At 74.1% G+C, this 14,416-nt stretch carries 12 protein-coding genes and 1 pseudogene; 7 read left to right on the top strand and 6 right to left on the bottom strand.

Annotated features, from left to right (window positions below; genetic code table 11):
* Positions 1 to 91 precede the first annotated feature (91 nt).
* Positions 92 to 502 carry a carboxymuconolactone decarboxylase family protein gene (locus ACFRAC_RS07860; protein ID WP_382922238.1) on the top strand — a complete coding sequence of 137 codons (411 nt, stop codon included), beginning with the start codon at positions 92 to 94 and terminating at the stop codon, positions 500 to 502.
* Positions 503 to 710: 208 nt separating this feature from the next.
* Here the strand turns inward: ACFRAC_RS07860 and ACFRAC_RS07855 are convergent, their stop codons facing one another.
* Genes ACFRAC_RS07855 through ACFRAC_RS07840 form a run of 4 tightly spaced genes read right to left on the bottom strand, consistent with a single transcriptional unit; the run spans position 711 to position 3,437 of the window.
* Positions 711 to 1,058, bottom strand: a complete 348-nt coding sequence (locus tag ACFRAC_RS07855; protein ID WP_382922236.1) for a MerR family transcriptional regulator — start codon at positions 1,056 to 1,058, stop codon at positions 711 to 713.
* A 25-nt stretch (positions 1,059 to 1,083) separates the two neighbouring features.
* A complete protein-coding gene (locus ACFRAC_RS07850) occupies positions 1,084 to 2,025 on the bottom strand; it encodes an aldo/keto reductase (RefSeq protein WP_382922234.1) in 942 nt (313 codons plus the stop codon).
* 54 nt (positions 2,026 to 2,079) lie between these two features.
* The gene (locus ACFRAC_RS07845; protein WP_382922232.1) at positions 2,080 to 2,511 is read right to left on the bottom strand and encodes a hypothetical protein; all 432 of its coding nucleotides are present in this window, start codon (positions 2,509 to 2,511) and stop codon (positions 2,080 to 2,082) included.
* A gap of 59 nt (positions 2,512 to 2,570) precedes the next feature.
* Positions 2,571 to 3,437: a bifunctional DNA primase/polymerase gene (locus ACFRAC_RS07840; RefSeq protein ID WP_382922230.1), complete on the bottom strand. Its 867-nt coding sequence runs from the start codon at positions 3,435 to 3,437 to the stop codon at positions 2,571 to 2,573.
* Positions 3,438 to 3,812: 375 nt separating this feature from the next.
* On the opposite strand from ACFRAC_RS07840, the gene ACFRAC_RS07835 reads away from it, so the two are divergent.
* From ACFRAC_RS07835 to ACFRAC_RS07810, 6 genes and pseudogenes are all read left to right on the top strand, one after another.
* Entirely contained in the window at positions 3,813 to 4,139 is a 327-nt protein-coding gene (locus ACFRAC_RS07835) for a hypothetical protein (RefSeq protein WP_382922228.1), read from the top strand.
* Between the two features lie 221 nt (positions 4,140 to 4,360).
* A pseudogene (locus ACFRAC_RS07830) lies at positions 4,361 to 5,248 on the top strand (bifunctional MaoC family dehydratase N-terminal/OB-fold nucleic acid binding domain-containing protein); the annotation flags it as partial.
* Positions 5,228 to 5,686 carry a MaoC/PaaZ C-terminal domain-containing protein gene (locus ACFRAC_RS07825; RefSeq protein ID WP_382922694.1) on the top strand — a complete coding sequence of 153 codons (459 nt, stop codon included), beginning with the start codon at positions 5,228 to 5,230 and terminating at the stop codon, positions 5,684 to 5,686. The pseudogene ACFRAC_RS07830 and the gene ACFRAC_RS07825, both read left to right, overlap by 21 nt.
* Entirely contained in the window at positions 5,683 to 6,849 is a 1,167-nt protein-coding gene (locus ACFRAC_RS07820) for a lipid-transfer protein (RefSeq protein WP_382922225.1), read from the top strand. The genes ACFRAC_RS07825 and ACFRAC_RS07820 overlap by 4 nt, the downstream gene beginning before the upstream one ends.
* Positions 6,850 to 7,006: 157 nt before the next feature.
* Positions 7,007 to 7,567, top strand: coding sequence for a SigE family RNA polymerase sigma factor (locus ACFRAC_RS07815; RefSeq protein ID WP_382922223.1), 561 nt, complete (start codon positions 7,007 to 7,009; stop codon positions 7,565 to 7,567).
* 188 nt (positions 7,568 to 7,755) lie between these two features.
* Positions 7,756 to 9,399 (top strand): long-chain fatty acid--CoA ligase, encoded by a 1,644-nt coding sequence (locus ACFRAC_RS07810; protein WP_382922691.1) that lies wholly within the window; start codon positions 7,756 to 7,758, stop codon positions 9,397 to 9,399.
* 201 nt (positions 9,400 to 9,600) lie between these two features.
* On the opposite strand, the gene ACFRAC_RS07805 is transcribed toward ACFRAC_RS07810, so the two are convergent.
* Together ACFRAC_RS07805 and ACFRAC_RS07800 are read right to left on the bottom strand one after the other, a co-directional pair.
* On the bottom strand, positions 9,601 to 13,653 hold the full coding sequence (locus tag ACFRAC_RS07805) for a PAS domain-containing protein (RefSeq protein WP_382922221.1): 4,053 nt from the start codon (positions 13,651 to 13,653) through the stop codon (positions 9,601 to 9,603).
* A gap of 281 nt (positions 13,654 to 13,934) precedes the next feature.
* Positions 13,935 to 14,408 (bottom strand): SSI family serine proteinase inhibitor, encoded by a 474-nt coding sequence (locus tag ACFRAC_RS07800; protein WP_382922220.1) that lies wholly within the window; start codon positions 14,406 to 14,408, stop codon positions 13,935 to 13,937.
* Positions 14,409 to 14,416: the final 8 nt, after the last annotated feature.

The following is a 14,416-nucleotide window of genomic DNA, read 5'->3' as shown; positions in this document are numbered from 1 at the left end:
GATGTCAGGCACCGGTGTCGGCGAAAAGGGGCCCTCTTCGGGCGTCGTGACGGTCCAACAGCCTTAAGGCGGCAGTGCGCAGAATGGCGGCATGACGGAACACAGCGCTGACTACACGCGCGCTCTGAACAACGCCGAGAAGATCCTTGGTTTCAGCCTGGCGCAGTATGTCGATCCAAGGCCGACGGAACCCGCCAACGCCTACGACTTCACACGGATCGCGACCGAACACGCCTTCAATGACGTATGGACTCGCAGCGAGCACCTCGACCTCCGCACCCGCGCCCTCATCTCGGTCACCATCACGGCGAGCCTGGGCATCCTCGAGCCGCTCCGGGGCCAGCTGCGTATCGCTCTGCACAACGGCGTGACCAAAGAGGAGATCGTCGAAGCCTTCATCCAGATGGCCGTCTACGCGGGTGTGGCTCGCGCGTTTGAAAGTTACGCCGTGGCACGCGAGATCTTCGCCGAACATGGCGAAGCGGACCCGCCTGAGAGCTGAAGCCCCGACGTCGGCCGCGTCCGCTGGATAACGGCAGTACACGACCGGTCCTCGCCTCCGGCCGCACGGCTGTCGCGGCCGCGACCGGATCGTCGAGAGACCGACCGCGACGCCTGAGCGGCGTCATGAGCGGGGCGACGATCAACAACAGAGCTGAGGATCGTCTGAGGTATGTGGCACGGGTGCGCATCTGCGGCCCCGCCCGTGCTCAGCTGTAGTAGGCGATCTTGTCGTCCAGGACGCCGATGGCCCGGCGCAGGGCGTCCGCGCGTTGTTCCAGGGCGGCGCGGCGGTCGCGGAGGAAGGCGACGCGGTGGTGCGGGGGATGGTCGGCGCGGAGCATCGCGACGAACTCCCGCAGGTCCGCGATGCCGAGGCCCGCGTCGCGGAAGCAGGTGACCAGGCCGATCCAGAACAGGTCGTCCTCGGTGTACTCCCGGTGCCCGCCGGCGGAGCGCCGGATCGGTCCGATGAGGCCTTCGCGCGCGTAGTACCGCAGGGTGTCGAGGGAGACGCCGGTGCGTTCGGCGGCCGCCGCGGGGCTGACGGTGGTCATGGGGTCTGGCTCCTCGGGCAGGGGGTCACCGGGCTTCCTCGAAGCGGGTCATGTGCGCGTCCGTGAGGCGTACGGGGCGGGCCGCGAGCGCCTCCTCGAGTTGTTCCACCCGGCTCACGCCGACGATCGGATCGATGCCCTGCCGCATCAGCCACGCCAGGACGACCTGGTTCCGCGTGGCCGAGAGCTCCGCGGCGACCTCGTCCAGGACGGCCAGCACCCTGGCGGTTCCAGGGTGATCGTAGGCCGACGGCAGGGGCTTGTCCGGACGTACGTAGGAACCCCAGATCAGCGCGCTGTACGCCCACACGGCGAGCCCCTCGGACCGCGCGAGGTCCAGGTCCTCGGCGGTGAGCAGACGGTGGCCGGCCTCCGGGAGGGGGGTGAGGGGGCGCGGCTGGGCGAGGGAGTGGCGCAGTTGCAGGGCCGTGTACGGCTCCACGCGCCGCTCCCGCGCCAGGGACCGGGCGCGTTCGACCCGCCAGGCGGCGTGGTTCGCCGCCCCGACCCGCAGGGCCACCCCCTTGGCGACGAGCTCGCCGAACGCGCCGACCGTCTCCTCCAGCGGCACGACGCGGTCCTCGGCGTGCGCCCACAACAGGTCGACGTGGTCGACGCCCAGCCGTCCCAGGCTCTCCTCCACACCGGCGTGGACGGCCCGGGCGGACAGTCCTTCGGCGCTCTGCGGCCAGGAGTGAGGGACGAGCGGGTTCTGCCGGACCTTCGTCGCGATCCGCACCGCGTCGCGCGCGCCCGGGCGGGCCCGCAGCCACGCGCCGATCACACGCTCGCTCGCGCCGCCGACCCCGCTGGGGTCGTTCCAGAAGGAGTAGCAGTTGGCGGTGTCCAGCCAGACACCGCCACCGGCGACGAAGGCGTCGAGGATCGCGAAGGCCCGGTCGGCGTCGACGCGGGTGCCGAAGTCCATGGTGCCCAGGACGATGTGAGGAGCGTTGGTCGTCGTCATGCGGCTCATGCTGGTATCTGGAGCGCGCTCCAGGTCAAGAGGGCTCCCGCCCGCCTACAACTCGTAGTCCTGCGCCAGCCCATCCCAGTCGACCCCCCGCAACGACTCCTCCGCGTCCTCGCCGGACGGCACCCGGGGTGTGGGCTGGAACCAGACGACCGTGAGGGACGAGCGGTGCAGGACCGGGTCGTGGGCCGGGTCGAGGGCCGTCGAATGGAAGCGGCCGACGCAGGCCACGGGCGGCAGGATCTCGACCGGGCCGAAGGGTCCCGCCTGCTGGTCGGGGCGCTCCAGCTGTGGCGGGGCGAGGTGGACCGGGGTCTTCGGATCGGTCCGCCGGGCGGTGTTCAGGAGGCCGCGGATCCTCATGTCGTTGACGAGCTTGCAGGGGTAGCCCTCCAGCATGCCGCCGTACGTCGAGGTCAGCTGGAGTTCGGCGAGGTCGAGGGAGCGGCCGGACGTGAGGATCACACGGGTCAGGGACATGGGCGGCACTGTAGGGCGGGGTGGGGGCCGGGTCGCCTGACTTTCGCCGTGCGACGGCGTCAGGGGTGGTGGCCCGTGAGGCGGGCCGCCGAGGCGAGCGTGGCGCGGGCCTCCCGCTCGGTCAGGCCGGTGTCGAGGGCCGCCTCGACGAGCGGTTCGACCAGGGCGGGCCCGATGCCGTCCTCGTAGGCCCGGCAGGCGGCCCAGAACAGGCGGGTGTTGCGCTGGCCCTCGTGGGCGGCCAGCACGAACTGGACGAGGCCCTGCCCGTGGCCGCCGGCCGACGGGGGCGTGGGGTGGTGCGTGCGCGGCGGCGGGAGCAGCAGGCGCAGCAGCGCGCGCGGGCAGGGTGCCGGGCCGATGTGGGCGGTGCCGGGGGCGGTGCGGTAGACGCCGTGCTCGGTGCGGGAGCCGGGGCCGACCAGGTAGCCGCCGGCGCCGCGGATGTCGATGCCGGGCGCGAGCCGGCCCGCGGAGTTCGGCACCACCACGTCCGGCGGGCCGGTCAGCCACAGGTGGCGGCCGCCGCTCGGCGTCAGGACGACGACGGTCGGCGGGATGGTGAACAGGTGCCGCAGCGCCAGTTCGCGCAGGGCCGCCGAGGAGTCCGCGTCGGACTTGGTGTCCAGGTCGACGCCGATCAGATGGTGCGGCGGCAGTCCGCAGGCGATGCCGTAGCCCGTGGCCCAGGGGGCGGCGGCGAAGAGCTCGCGGATGCGGGCGGGGTCGGTGGAGGCGTCGTAGACCCCGTGGCCGGGGCGGCCGCACGCGCCGTGGCAGGGCGTGGGCGAGGGGGCGTCGCGGTGCGGGGAGCGCAGGGCCGGGAGCTTCGTCCGGGACAGGGGGATGACGGCCAGTCCGCGTTCGGCGGCTGACAGGGCGTGTGCGAGGGCCAGCGTCGTGGCCTGCCGGTCGGTGGTGGCCATGCTTCTATGTTCGTACGAGTGTTCGAAAAATGGAAGAGGGGGCGGTGTGTGCCGACGGGTGACACGCCGGTCGTGACGAGTGGTTCGCGCGGCTGATGGAACCTTTCGCCCCTTGCAGGGCTTGAGACCGGACTGTCCTGGGTGTCCCGAGTAGGCGCTAAGTGTGGTGAAAGGGGTTTATCGACTTGTCATCACGCTTGAGGGCGAATAGGGCCTTCCGGGGTGGTTCGCCGGGGTTCCGGTGGGCAACTCTGATCTCGCGACGTCGTGCAGGACTCCGGGGCGGTCGGCCAACTGCCCGAGGAAAAGCAGTACTTCACGCACCACCAAAGCGTCCGGCGGGGAGCCTGGGCGCACCTGTTCTGGAGGAACAACATGGCAAGCATCCGCACCGCCCGCGTCGTCGCCGCCGTCACCGCACTCCCGCTCGCCGCCGCCCTGTTCGCCGGGGTGGCCAGCGCGGACAACGGCGCATTCGCGGACGACGGATCCAGCGCGGCCGTCTCGACCGCCGTCCAGGGCCTCCTCGGCAGCGGGGTCGGCGGCGACAACTTCGGCACCTCGTCGACCACCCAGCAGCAGGCGACCGGGTCCGGAGCCTCGAACCAGAGCAACACGGCGCAGGTCAACGGCTCGTCGTTCTCCTCGGTCAACCAGGGCGACGACAACACGTCCGTCACCTTCACCCCGCTCTGGTGGTGAGCTGAGAGGGCCGGTGCCCCGGTGCTCAGGCACCGGCCCTCTCCGTCCGTGGGTGTGCTTGTGGGGTCTCACATGGCTGCGCGGCGGTGCTCCGGTACCGCCGCGCAGGCGTGTGCGCACCCCGGCGCACCCCGGCCCACCCCCGTGCCCTTGACAGCCCTCCGTATCTGACGGACAGTCAGAAACCTTCGGAGGCCTCGGCGGAGGACCAGGAGGCGGCGGTGGGCGGCGACTTGGCGGCGCGGCTGAAGGCGTACGAGGGGCGGCCGGCCGCCACGGCGCGTGCCGGCAAGGACCCCGTGAACGCGCCGATGATCCGGCACTGGTGCGAGGCGATGGGGGACACCCATCCCGCGTACACCGGCCCGGACGCCGTCGCCCCGCCCACCATGCTCCAGGTGTGGACCATGGGCGGCCTCTCCGGCCACGGCGGCCGTGCGCACGCCTACGACGAACTGCTCGCCCTGCTCGACGAGTCGGGCTGCACCTCGGTCGTCGCCACCGACTGCGAGCAGGAGTACCTGCGCCCCCTGCGGCCCGGCGACGAGATCACCTACGACTCGGTGATCGAGTCCGTGTCGGAGCGCAAGACGACCCGGCTCGGCACCGGGTACTTCGTGACGACCCGCACGGACGTCCGCGCCGGCGGCGCCCTCGCCGGCACCCACCGCTTCCGCATCCTCAAGTACGCGCCCGCGCCGTCCGGGGGCGGGACGGGACGAGGCACCCGTCCACGGCCCGTCGTCAACCGCGACAACGCCGGGTTCTGGGAGGGCGTACGCCGGCACACCCTGCTCATCCAGCGCTGCACCGGCTGCGGCATCCTGCGCCACCCCTGGCTGCCCGGCTGCAACGCCTGCGGCTGCCTGGACTGGGACACCGTCGAGGCGTCCGGCGAGGGCACGGTCCACTCGTACGTCGTGGTGCACCACCCGCCCTTCCCCGCCTTCGACCCTCCCTACGCGGTCGGGCTCATCGAGCTGGCCGAGGGCGTGCGGATGATCGGCGGCGTCGTGGGCGTGCCGTACGACAAGGTACGCATCGGGCTTCCCGTACGGCTCGGATTCCGCACGTACGAGCAGGAGTTGGTGCTGCCGGTCTGGCGGGCGCGGGGAAGCGTCCCGGCGCCCGCGGAACCCGAGGAACCCGCGGACGCGCCGGAGAACGCCCTGCCACCGCTGGAGATCCCGGTCACCCGCACGCTGATCGTCGCCGGTGCCCTCGCCTCGCGGGACTACCAGGACGTCCACCACGATCCCGAGCTGGCCCGCCGCCGCGGCTCGCCCGACATCTTCATGAACATCCTGACGACCAACGGCCTGGTCGGCCGCTACGTCACCGACCACTTCGGCCCCACGGCGGTGCTGCGCGGGGTCGCCATCCGGCTCGGCGCGCCCAGCCACCCCGGCGACACCCTGGTGCTGACGGGCACGGTCGAGTCCGTCGACGGCGACACGGCGACCGTCCGCGTGGTCGGTACGAACGGCGCCGGCCGGCATGTGACCGGCGCGGTGACGGTCACCGTCCCCGGGGAGGACCCGGCATGAGCGTGCGCGGAAGGGACCTGCTGTCCGGGCGGGCGGCCGTCGCCGGGATCGGGGCCACCGAGTTCTCCAAGGACTCGGGGCGCAGCGAGCTCCGGCTCGCCGTGGAGGCCGTACGGACCGCCCTCGACGACGCGGGCCTGACGCCGGGGGACGTCGACGGGCTGGTGACGTTCACGATGGACACCAGCCCGGAGATCACGGTGGCCCAGGCGTGCGGGATGGGCGAGTTGTCCTTCTTCTCCCGCGTCCACTACGGCGGCGGCGCGGCCTGCGCCACCGTCCAGCAGGCGGCGCTCGCGGTGGCGACGGGGGTCGCGGAGGTGGTCGTCTGCTACCGGGCGTTCAACGAGCGGTCGGGACGGCGCTTCGGCGCGGGAGTCCAGCACCGCGAACCGACGGCGGAGGGCGCGGCCCTCGGCTGGGCGCTGCCCTTCGGGCTGCTCACCCCGGCGTCCTGGGTGGCGATGGCCGCCCAGCGCTATCTGCACCGGTACGGGCTGACACCGGAGGCGTTCGGGCATGTCGCCGTGGCCGGCCGCCGGTACGCGGCCACCAATCCGGCCGCCCACTTCCACGGCCGGCCCCTCACCCTCGCCGACCACGCGGCCTCGCGCTGGATCGTCGAACCGCTGCGCCTGCTGGACTGCTGCCAGGAGACGGACGGCGGCCAGGCCCTCGTCGTCACATCCGTGGAGCGCGCCCGGGACCTGCCGCACCCGCCGGCCGTCGTCGCGGCGGCCGCCCAGGGGGCCGGCCGGGGGCAGGAGCAGATGACGAGCTTCTACCGGGACAACCTCGGCGGCCTGCCCGAGGCGGGCGTCGTGGCGCGCCGGCTGTGGCGGACGTCCGGGCTCCGCCCGGGGGACGTCGACGTGGGCATCCTCTACGACCACTTCACGCCCTTCGTGCTGACGCAGCTGGAGGAGTTCGGCTTCTGCGGCCGGGGGGAGGCCCCGGACTTCGTCGCGGAGGAGCACCTGCCCCTCAACACCCACGGGGGCCAGCTCGGCGAGGCGTACCTGCACGGGATGAACGGCATCGCGGAAGGCGTACGGCAGGTGCGGGGCACCTCGGTGAACCAGGTGCCGGGGGCGTCGCGGGTGCTTGTGACGGCCGGGACGGGGGTGCCGACCTCGGGGCTCGTCCTCACGGCCGACGGGTGACCGGCGGGGTGGCCATGGGGGACATCCCGCAGTGGAGGGCGGGCGTCCGTCCACCTTCAGGAGGTGGAGCAGGCCCCACCCCTACAACCTGAGGCGGACGCCGCTTCGGCACCTGCGGCCGATCCGCCGGAGCGGGGTCCGCTCATAGCGTGGAGCCATGACCCCACCCGTCTGCACCAGCGCCTCGGACGCCGCGACGCGGTCCCTGCCGAACGCGACGTACCCCTCCTTCTCGTCGTACGTACGGGCCCGCCAGCCGGTGCTGCTGCGTACCGCCCGCTCGCTCACCGCGAACCCGAGCGACGCCGAGGACCTGCTGCAGACGGCGCTGACCAAGACGTACGTGGCCTGGGAGCGCATCGAGGACCACCGGGCGCTCGACGGCTATGTGCGCCGGGCGCTGCTGAACACGCGCACCTCGCAGTGGCGCAAGCGCAAGGTCGACGAGTTCGCCTGCGACGAGCTGCCCGAGCCGGAGCCCCGGCCCGGCCACAACGACGACCCGGCGGAGCGGCAGGCGCTGCGCGACGCCATGTGGCGCGCGATCATGCGGCTCCCGGCCCGGCAGCGGGCGATGGTCGTCCTGCGGTACTACGAGGACCTCAGCGAGGTCCAGACGGCGGAGGTGCTCGGGGTCTCGGTCGGCACGGTGAAGTCGGCGGTGTCGCGGGCGCTCGGCAAGCTGCGCGAGGACCCGGAGCTGGTGCCGGTCCGGTGACCGTCCGAAGGCCCCGGCACCGCTGAGGCCCTCCCCCTCGCCCGTAGCCGCAGAGCCCCGTGAACGCAACGTGACATGATCGATCACCCGGTCCTAGTGACATACCGCGCGGTATGCGCGCAGAATCTCCGCAACCCTTACCACCGCGTAGGCAATGTCGCCCCCGGGAGGACGCCGTGCTGAGCACCATGCAGGACGTACCGCTGCTGATCTCGAGGATCCTGGCCCACGGGTCGACGATCCACGGCACATCACAGGTCATCAGCTGGACAGGCGAGGCCGAACCGCACCGCCGCTCCTTCGCCGAGGTCGGAGCCCGCGCCGCCCAGTTGGCGCACGCCCTCCGCGACGACCTGGGCGTGACCGACGACGAGCGGGTCGCGACCCTCATGTGGAACAACGCCGAGCACGTCGAGGCGTACTTCGCGATCCCCTCCATGGGCGCGGTCCTGCACACCCTGAACCTGCGCCTGCCGGCCGAGCAGCTGGCCTGGATCGTCAACCACGCGGCCGACCGGGTGATCATCGCCAACGGTTCGCTCCTCCCCCTGCTCGCCCCGCTGCTGCCGCACCTGAAGACGGTCAAGCACGTCGTGGTGTCGGGCCCCGGCGACCGTTCCGCCCTCGCGGACGCCTCCGTCCAGGTGCACGACTACGAGGAGCTGATCGCCGGCAAGCCGACGGCGTACGACTGGCCCGAGCTGGACGAGACCCAGGCCGCCGCCATGTGCTACACCTCCGGCACCACGGGCGACCCCAAGGGCGTCGTCTACTCGCACCGCTCGATCTACCTGCACTCCATGCAGGTCAACATGACCCAGTCGATGGGGCTGACCGACCAGGACACCTCGCTGGTCGTGGTCCCCCAGTTCCACGTCAACGCCTGGGGCCTGCCGCACGCCACCTTCATGACGGGCGTCAACATGCTGATGCCGGACCGCTTCCTGCAGCCCGTGCCCCTCGCCGAGATGATCGAGCGGGTGAAGCCGACGCACGCGGCGGCCGTACCCACCATCTGGCAGGGCCTGCTCGCCGAGCTGACGGCAGAGCCCCGGGACGTCTCCTCCCTGACCCAGGTCACCATCGGCGGCTCGGCCTGCCCGCCCTCGCTCATGGAGGCGTTCGACAAGCTGGGCATGCGGGTCTGCCACGCCTGGGGCATGACGGAGACCTCGCCGCTCGGCACGGTCGCCCGTCCCCCGGCCCACGCCGTCGGCACCGACGAGGAGCTCGCCTACCGGCTCACCCAGGGCCGCTTCCCGGCGGGCGTCGAGGCCCGGCTCACCGGCCCCGGCGGCGAGCGCCTTCCCTGGGACGGCGAGTCGGCGGGCGAGCTGGAGGTGCGCGGCCCGTGGATCGCGGGCGCCTACTACAACGGCCCGGACGCTGAGCCGCTGCGCCCCGCCGACAAGTTCAGCGAGGACGGCTGGCTGAAGACCGGCGACGTCGGCACCATCTCCCCCGACGGCTTCCTCACCCTCACCGACCGCGCCAAGGACGTCATCAAGTCCGGCGGCGAGTGGATCTCCTCGGTCGACCTGGAGAACGCGCTGATGTCCCACCCGGACGTCGCCGAGGCCGCCGTGGTCGCCGTCCCCGACGACAAGTGGGGCGAGCGCCCGCTGGCCACGGTCGTCCTCAAGGAGGGCGCCACCGCCGACTTCACCACCCTGCGCGCCTTCCTCGCCGAGGAGGGCCGGATCGCCAAGTGGCAGCTCCCGGAGCGCTGGACGGTCATCGCGGCGGTGCCGAAGACGAGCGTGGGCAAGTTCGACAAGAAGGTGCTGCGCCGGCAGTACGCGGAGGGCGGCCTGGACGTCACCCAGCTCTGACGGGGCGTCCTGGCGGGGGACCGCCGTCGGCCGGCCGCGAGTGGGTGGTAGCCGGTCGCGCGGTTCCCCGCGTCCCATTGGCCGGCACGGATGTCGTCCGGCTCTGCTGGGGCACCTCTGTGGCGGGGGACTGCCGTGGGCCGGCCGCGGGTGGGTGCCGGCCGGTCGCGCGGTTCCCCGCGCCCCTTTCGGGGCGCCGCGTCAGTTGGTGCCGATCCGGGACAGCAGGTCCACGATCCGATCCTGGACCTCGGGGCTCGTGGACCGCTCCGCCAGGAACAGCACCGTCTCGCCCGACGCCAGACCCGGCAGGTCGGCCTGGTCGACGGCGGCCGTGTAGACGACCAGCGGCGTGCGGTTGAGCTGCCCGTTGGCGCGCAGCCAGTCCACGATCCCGGCCCGGCGCCGGTGCACCTGCAGCAGGTCCATCACGACCAGGTTCGGCCGGAAGTCCCCGGCCAGCGCCACCGCGTCGGCGTCGCTCGCCGCACGGGCCACCTGCATGCCCCGCCGCTCCAGCGTCGCCGTCAGCGCCAGCGCGATCTCCGCGTGCTCCTCGATCAGCAGCACCCGCGGCGGATGCTGCTCGCTGTCCCGGGGCGCCAGCGCCTTGAGCAGGACGGCGGGGTCGGCGCCGTACGCGGCCTCCCGCGACGCCTGCCCGAGCCCCGCGGTCACCATCACCGGCACGGACGCGGCGACCGCCGCCTGCCGCAGCGACTGGAGCGCGGTCCGGGTGATCGGGCCGGTCAGCGGGTCGACGAACAGCGCGGCCGGGAACGCCGCGATCTGCGCGTCCACCTCCTCGCGCGAGTGCACCACCACCGGCCGGTAGCCGCGGTCGCTCAGCGCCTGCTGGGTCGTCACGTCCGGCGCGGGCCACACCAGCAGCCGCCGCGGGTTGTCCAGCGGCTCCGGGGGCAGCTCGTCGTCCATGGGCTGCGGGCGCGGGGGATCGGCGACCTCGACGGCGCCGCCCGGCCCGTCCAGCGGCTCGGGCCCCTCGGCGGCGTTCTCGTCCGGGGCGCCTATGGCGTACGACCGGCCGGCCGCCTCCGCCACCGGCGCGAGCCGTGTCTGCCCGGCCCCCGACGGCGCGGAGGGCTGCGGCTGAGGCGCGGCGGGCGCCGCCTGCTCGGCCTGCGGATGCGGGCGCGCGGGCTGCTCGGCGGCCGCACCGCCCCGGGTGGCGGGGTCGGGCGGCGTACCCAGCTTGCGGCGCCGACCGCCGTTCGTCTGGTGCGGCGGCGGCGTGGCCGGCGAGGGCTGCTGGACCTGCGCCGCCTGCCGGGTGAACGGCACTCCCTGCCCCAGCGTGCGCACGCTGATCGCGCGCCCCTGGGTCGAGTTGGGGTCGACGGGGGCGCCGGGCGCCTCGGCGGGCAACGGCTGCGCGGCCCGCTGCTGCCGCCCGGCCGCCGTCTCCGGCGGCAGCGGCGTCCCGGGCGCGGGGGTGCCCTGCGGCACCTGTGGCTGCGCGGGGCCCGGAGCGGCCTGCGGCGGGACGCCCTGCGCGGAGGTGGCGTGCGCCGGAGTGCCGTGCGCAGGGGTGCCCTGGCCCGGGGGCGCCTCGGCCGGGAGCGGACCGCCGGGAACGGCGGCGGGGGGCACGGGCTGGGCGGGGACCGCCTGGGCGGCCGGGGCGGTGACGGGCGCGGGGGCGGCGGCCGGGACGGGCCGCGCCTGCGGCACGCCCTGCTGCGCCGGAACGGGGGCGGCCACCGGAACCCCCGGTGCGGCCCCCTCCGGCGGGCGGGCCACGGCACGCCGGCGCCGTCCGGTCGGCGCGGTCGTGGGGTGCGGCTGCGGCGGGGTGTGGTCCTCGGCCGGGTCGTGCGCGACGGCGTCGTGCCGGCCCTCGTCGGCGGCGGCGTCCGGTACGGCGGCCTGCGCGGCGGCGACCGGTTGCGCACCGGTGCCGGGCGCGCGGTCCGCGTCGGCCGGCGGCAGCGCGAACACCTGGCGGGGTCCGGCCTCCTGGGCCTGCGCGGCGGCGGCCCGTTCGGCCGCGGCGGCCAGCGCCCGCCGGCGCCGCCCGGTCGGCTGAGAGGTGTCACCGGCCGCGGAGGCGTCCGGCCCCGCGGGCTGCTGGGCAGGGTCACCGGCCGCCGGAAGCGCGGGCGCGGGGGCCAGCGCCTGCGGCTGCCCGCCGTCGGGCCGGGCGCGGCGTCCGCCGGACGCCGGCACGCCCTGCGGCGGCACGGTCCCGCCCAGGTTGTTCCCGGCGGCGGCGGTGCCCGCGGCCTGCTCGCCGGCCATGACGACGGCGCCCTCGGAGACCCCGTCCGCGCCGGCCTCGGCCGGGCGTCCACGGCGCCGTCCGGTACCGCCGGAGACCTCGGGCGCGTTCGCCGCCGCGGCGGCCTGGGGCAGCGCGGGCGCGGCGGCCCGCCTGCGCCGCCGGCCGGTCGGCGCGGCATCTTCCACGCCGCCGGCGGCCTCGGCCTCGGCGCCGGGGGCGTCGCTCTCCAGGAAGGCGTCGACGGAGGGCCGCCGGGCCCGGCGCCGACCGCCGCCACCCGTCTGCCCGGTGTCGTCGGAGCCGGCCGTTTCCTCGGCGGGGACCTCCGCGGGAGCGGCGGGGACGGCTCCCGCACCGCCCCCGATCGGCACCTCGAGGACGAACGCGCTGCCGCTCATCCCCGGCACCTCGTGCGTCTGCAGGACACCGCCGTGCGCGCGGACGATCCCGCGCACGATCGGCTCGTGCACCGGGTCTCCCCCGGTGTACGGCCCGCGCACCTCGATGCGTACGACCTCGCCGCGCTGCGCCGCCGCGACGACGACCGTGTTGTCCAGGTAACCGCCCGCCGACACCGGTGAGTTGCCGGTGGCGTCCACCCCGGCCACATCCGCGACGAGATGCGCGAGCGCGGTCGCCAGGCGCTGCGGGTCGACCTCGGCCTCGATGGGCGGCGCGTGCACGGCGAACTGCACCCGCCCCGGCCCGATCAGCTCGACGGCCCCGTCGACGCCCGCCGCGACGACCGCGTCGAGCATCACCTTCGTCCGCTGGATCTGTTCGGCCCCGGCGTCGAGCCGCTGGTAGCCGAGGACGTTGTCGATCAGGGTCGTGATCCGCGAGTAGCCCGCCGACAGGTGGTGCAGCACCTGGTTGGCCTCGGGCCACAACTGCCCCGCGTCGTCGGCCGCCAGGGCCGCCAGCTCGCGGCGCAGCTCGTCCAGCGGGCCGCGCAGGGAACCGCCGAGCAGCGTCAGGAGCTGCTCGTGCCGCATGGTCAGCGCCTCGAGCCGGTCCTTCTCGCGCTCACCGAGGGCGGCGTACCGCTCCTCGCCGGCGGCGAGTTCCTCCGCGTGCCGCTCCTCCAGTTCCTCGATCTCGGCGACGTGCTTCTGGCGCAGCGCGGTCAGCTCGGAGGCGTGCTCCTCGGCGAGGCGCTCCAGCTCCTCCTCGTGCTGCCGCTGCGCGGCCGACTTCTCCTCGGCGAGGGCGTCGTAGGACCGCCGGTCGGTGAAGGTCATCACGGCGCCGACGAGCTGGTCGCCGTCGCGTACGGGTGCCGTCGTCAGGTCGACGGACACCTGGGCGCCGCTCTTGGACCACAGCACCTGCCCGCGCACCCGGTGCTTGCGCCCGGAGCGCAGGGTGTCGGCGAGCGGGGACTCCTGGTACGGGAAGGGGGAGCCGTCGGCCCGGGAGTGCGCCACGAGGGTGTGCAGCTCGCGCCCGCCGAGGTCGCTGGCCCGGTACCCCAGGATCTGGGCGGCGGCCGGGTTGACGAGGACGATCCGCCCGTCGGTGTCGGTGCCAACGACGCCCTCGGAGGCCGCGCGCAGGATCATCTCCGTCTGCCGCTGCGAACGCGCCAGCTCGGCCTCGGTGTCGACGGTGCCGGTCAGGTCCCGCACGACGAGCATGAGCAGCTCGTCGCCGCTGTAGCCGTAGCCGTCGTAGGCCTGCTGGCCGTTCTCCAGATTCGCGGACGTGACCTCGACCGGGAACTCGGTGCCGTCGGTGCGGCGGGCCGTCATCCGGGTCGGCTTGGTCCGGCCCTGCGGATCCATGTGGTCGGGCCGGCGCATCGAGCCGGGGATCAGCTTGGAGTCGAACTGCGGCAGCAGGTCGAGCAGCCCGCGCCCCACCAGCGCGGTGCCCGGCGCCTCGAAGGCCTCCAGGGCGATGGTGTTGGCGTTGACGACGGTCCCATTGGCGTTGACCAGCACCAACGCATCGGGAAGCGCGTCGAGTATGGCTGCGAGGCGAGCAGCGCCTCGGGATGGCCTGCTGCTCACGAGACGCTTCCTCCCTGTTACCGCACCTAGCCGACCGCTCCGGCCATCTTGCCAATCGGTCCGCAGCGTGTCACGCGAGGGAGTCTAAGGGCTGGGGTTGCGCTCGCGACGCCGGATGAGAGCGAGGTCGCACCAGGCGGTGACGTAGAACGTATGACCGCCCGGCCCGATGCCCCTCCGGCCTGCGTCCCTTGGCCTGCCGGGCTTCGCGACACCTTCGCGGGACCTTTACGGACCCGGTGCTTCCGGTATGCCGAGGCCGGGCGGGACGCACGGCCGCTCTACGTCCCCAGCCCCTGCGCCCGCACATCGGGCAGGAGCGGCACGAACCGGTTCCATCGGGCGATCGCGCAGCCGTCGCCCCGGTCGAACCGGGCGTCGACCGGACGCCCGGCCCACGTCCCGGTGACACGCGCGGTGGCCGGCCCGCCGTACTGCATGGTGCACAGGCCGCCGGGCGCGTCGGGGGTGAAGACGTCCCGGCCCCACCGGGTCCCGCCGTCGAGCGCGGCGCAGGCTTCGGCGGCGTCGGGGTGATCGCCGCCGGCCGGGTGGCAGGTCAGCTCGTGGGTGCCGTCGCCGGCACCGGTGCCGCGGACCGTGACGGTGAGGTGATCGCCGAAAGGGGCGCGCTCGGTGATGGCCGGGGCCTGGGCCTGTGCGGCGGCGGGCACGACGGTCCCGGACGCGACGGCGACGAGGGAGCCGGCCGCGAGGAGCAGCCGGGCGGAGACGGAACGGTTGACCTGCGACATGCCCTGCC

This window comes from Streptomyces sp. NPDC056628 (genome assembly GCF_042792555.1).
Classification (GTDB): Bacteria; Actinomycetota; Actinomycetes; order Streptomycetales; family Streptomycetaceae; genus Streptomyces.
The sequence above is the reverse complement of the archived record's forward strand: the minus strand, read 5'-3'. Positions and strand labels throughout refer to the sequence as shown.

Coding starts and splice junctions, on each gene's coding strand:
- ACFRAC_RS07860 (WP_382922238.1), top strand. CDS start 92: ATGACGGAACACAGCGCTGACTACACGCGCGCTCTGAACAACGCCGAG.
- ACFRAC_RS07855 (WP_382922236.1), bottom strand. CDS start 1,058: ATGACCACCGTCAGCCCCGCGGCGGCCGCCGAACGCACCGGCGTCTCC.
- ACFRAC_RS07850 (WP_382922234.1), bottom strand. CDS start 2,025: ATGACGACGACCAACGCTCCTCACATCGTCCTGGGCACCATGGACTTC.
- ACFRAC_RS07845 (WP_382922232.1), bottom strand. CDS start 2,511: ATGTCCCTGACCCGTGTGATCCTCACGTCCGGCCGCTCCCTCGACCTC.
- ACFRAC_RS07840 (WP_382922230.1), bottom strand. CDS start 3,437: ATGGCCACCACCGACCGGCAGGCCACGACGCTGGCCCTCGCACACGCC.
- ACFRAC_RS07835 (WP_382922228.1), top strand. CDS start 3,813: ATGGCAAGCATCCGCACCGCCCGCGTCGTCGCCGCCGTCACCGCACTC.
- ACFRAC_RS07820 (WP_382922225.1), top strand. CDS start 5,683: ATGAGCGTGCGCGGAAGGGACCTGCTGTCCGGGCGGGCGGCCGTCGCC.
- ACFRAC_RS07815 (WP_382922223.1), top strand. CDS start 7,007: ATGACCCCACCCGTCTGCACCAGCGCCTCGGACGCCGCGACGCGGTCC.
- ACFRAC_RS07810 (WP_382922691.1), top strand. CDS start 7,756: ATGCAGGACGTACCGCTGCTGATCTCGAGGATCCTGGCCCACGGGTCG.
- ACFRAC_RS07800 (WP_382922220.1), bottom strand. CDS start 14,408: ATGTCGCAGGTCAACCGTTCCGTCTCCGCCCGGCTGCTCCTCGCGGCC.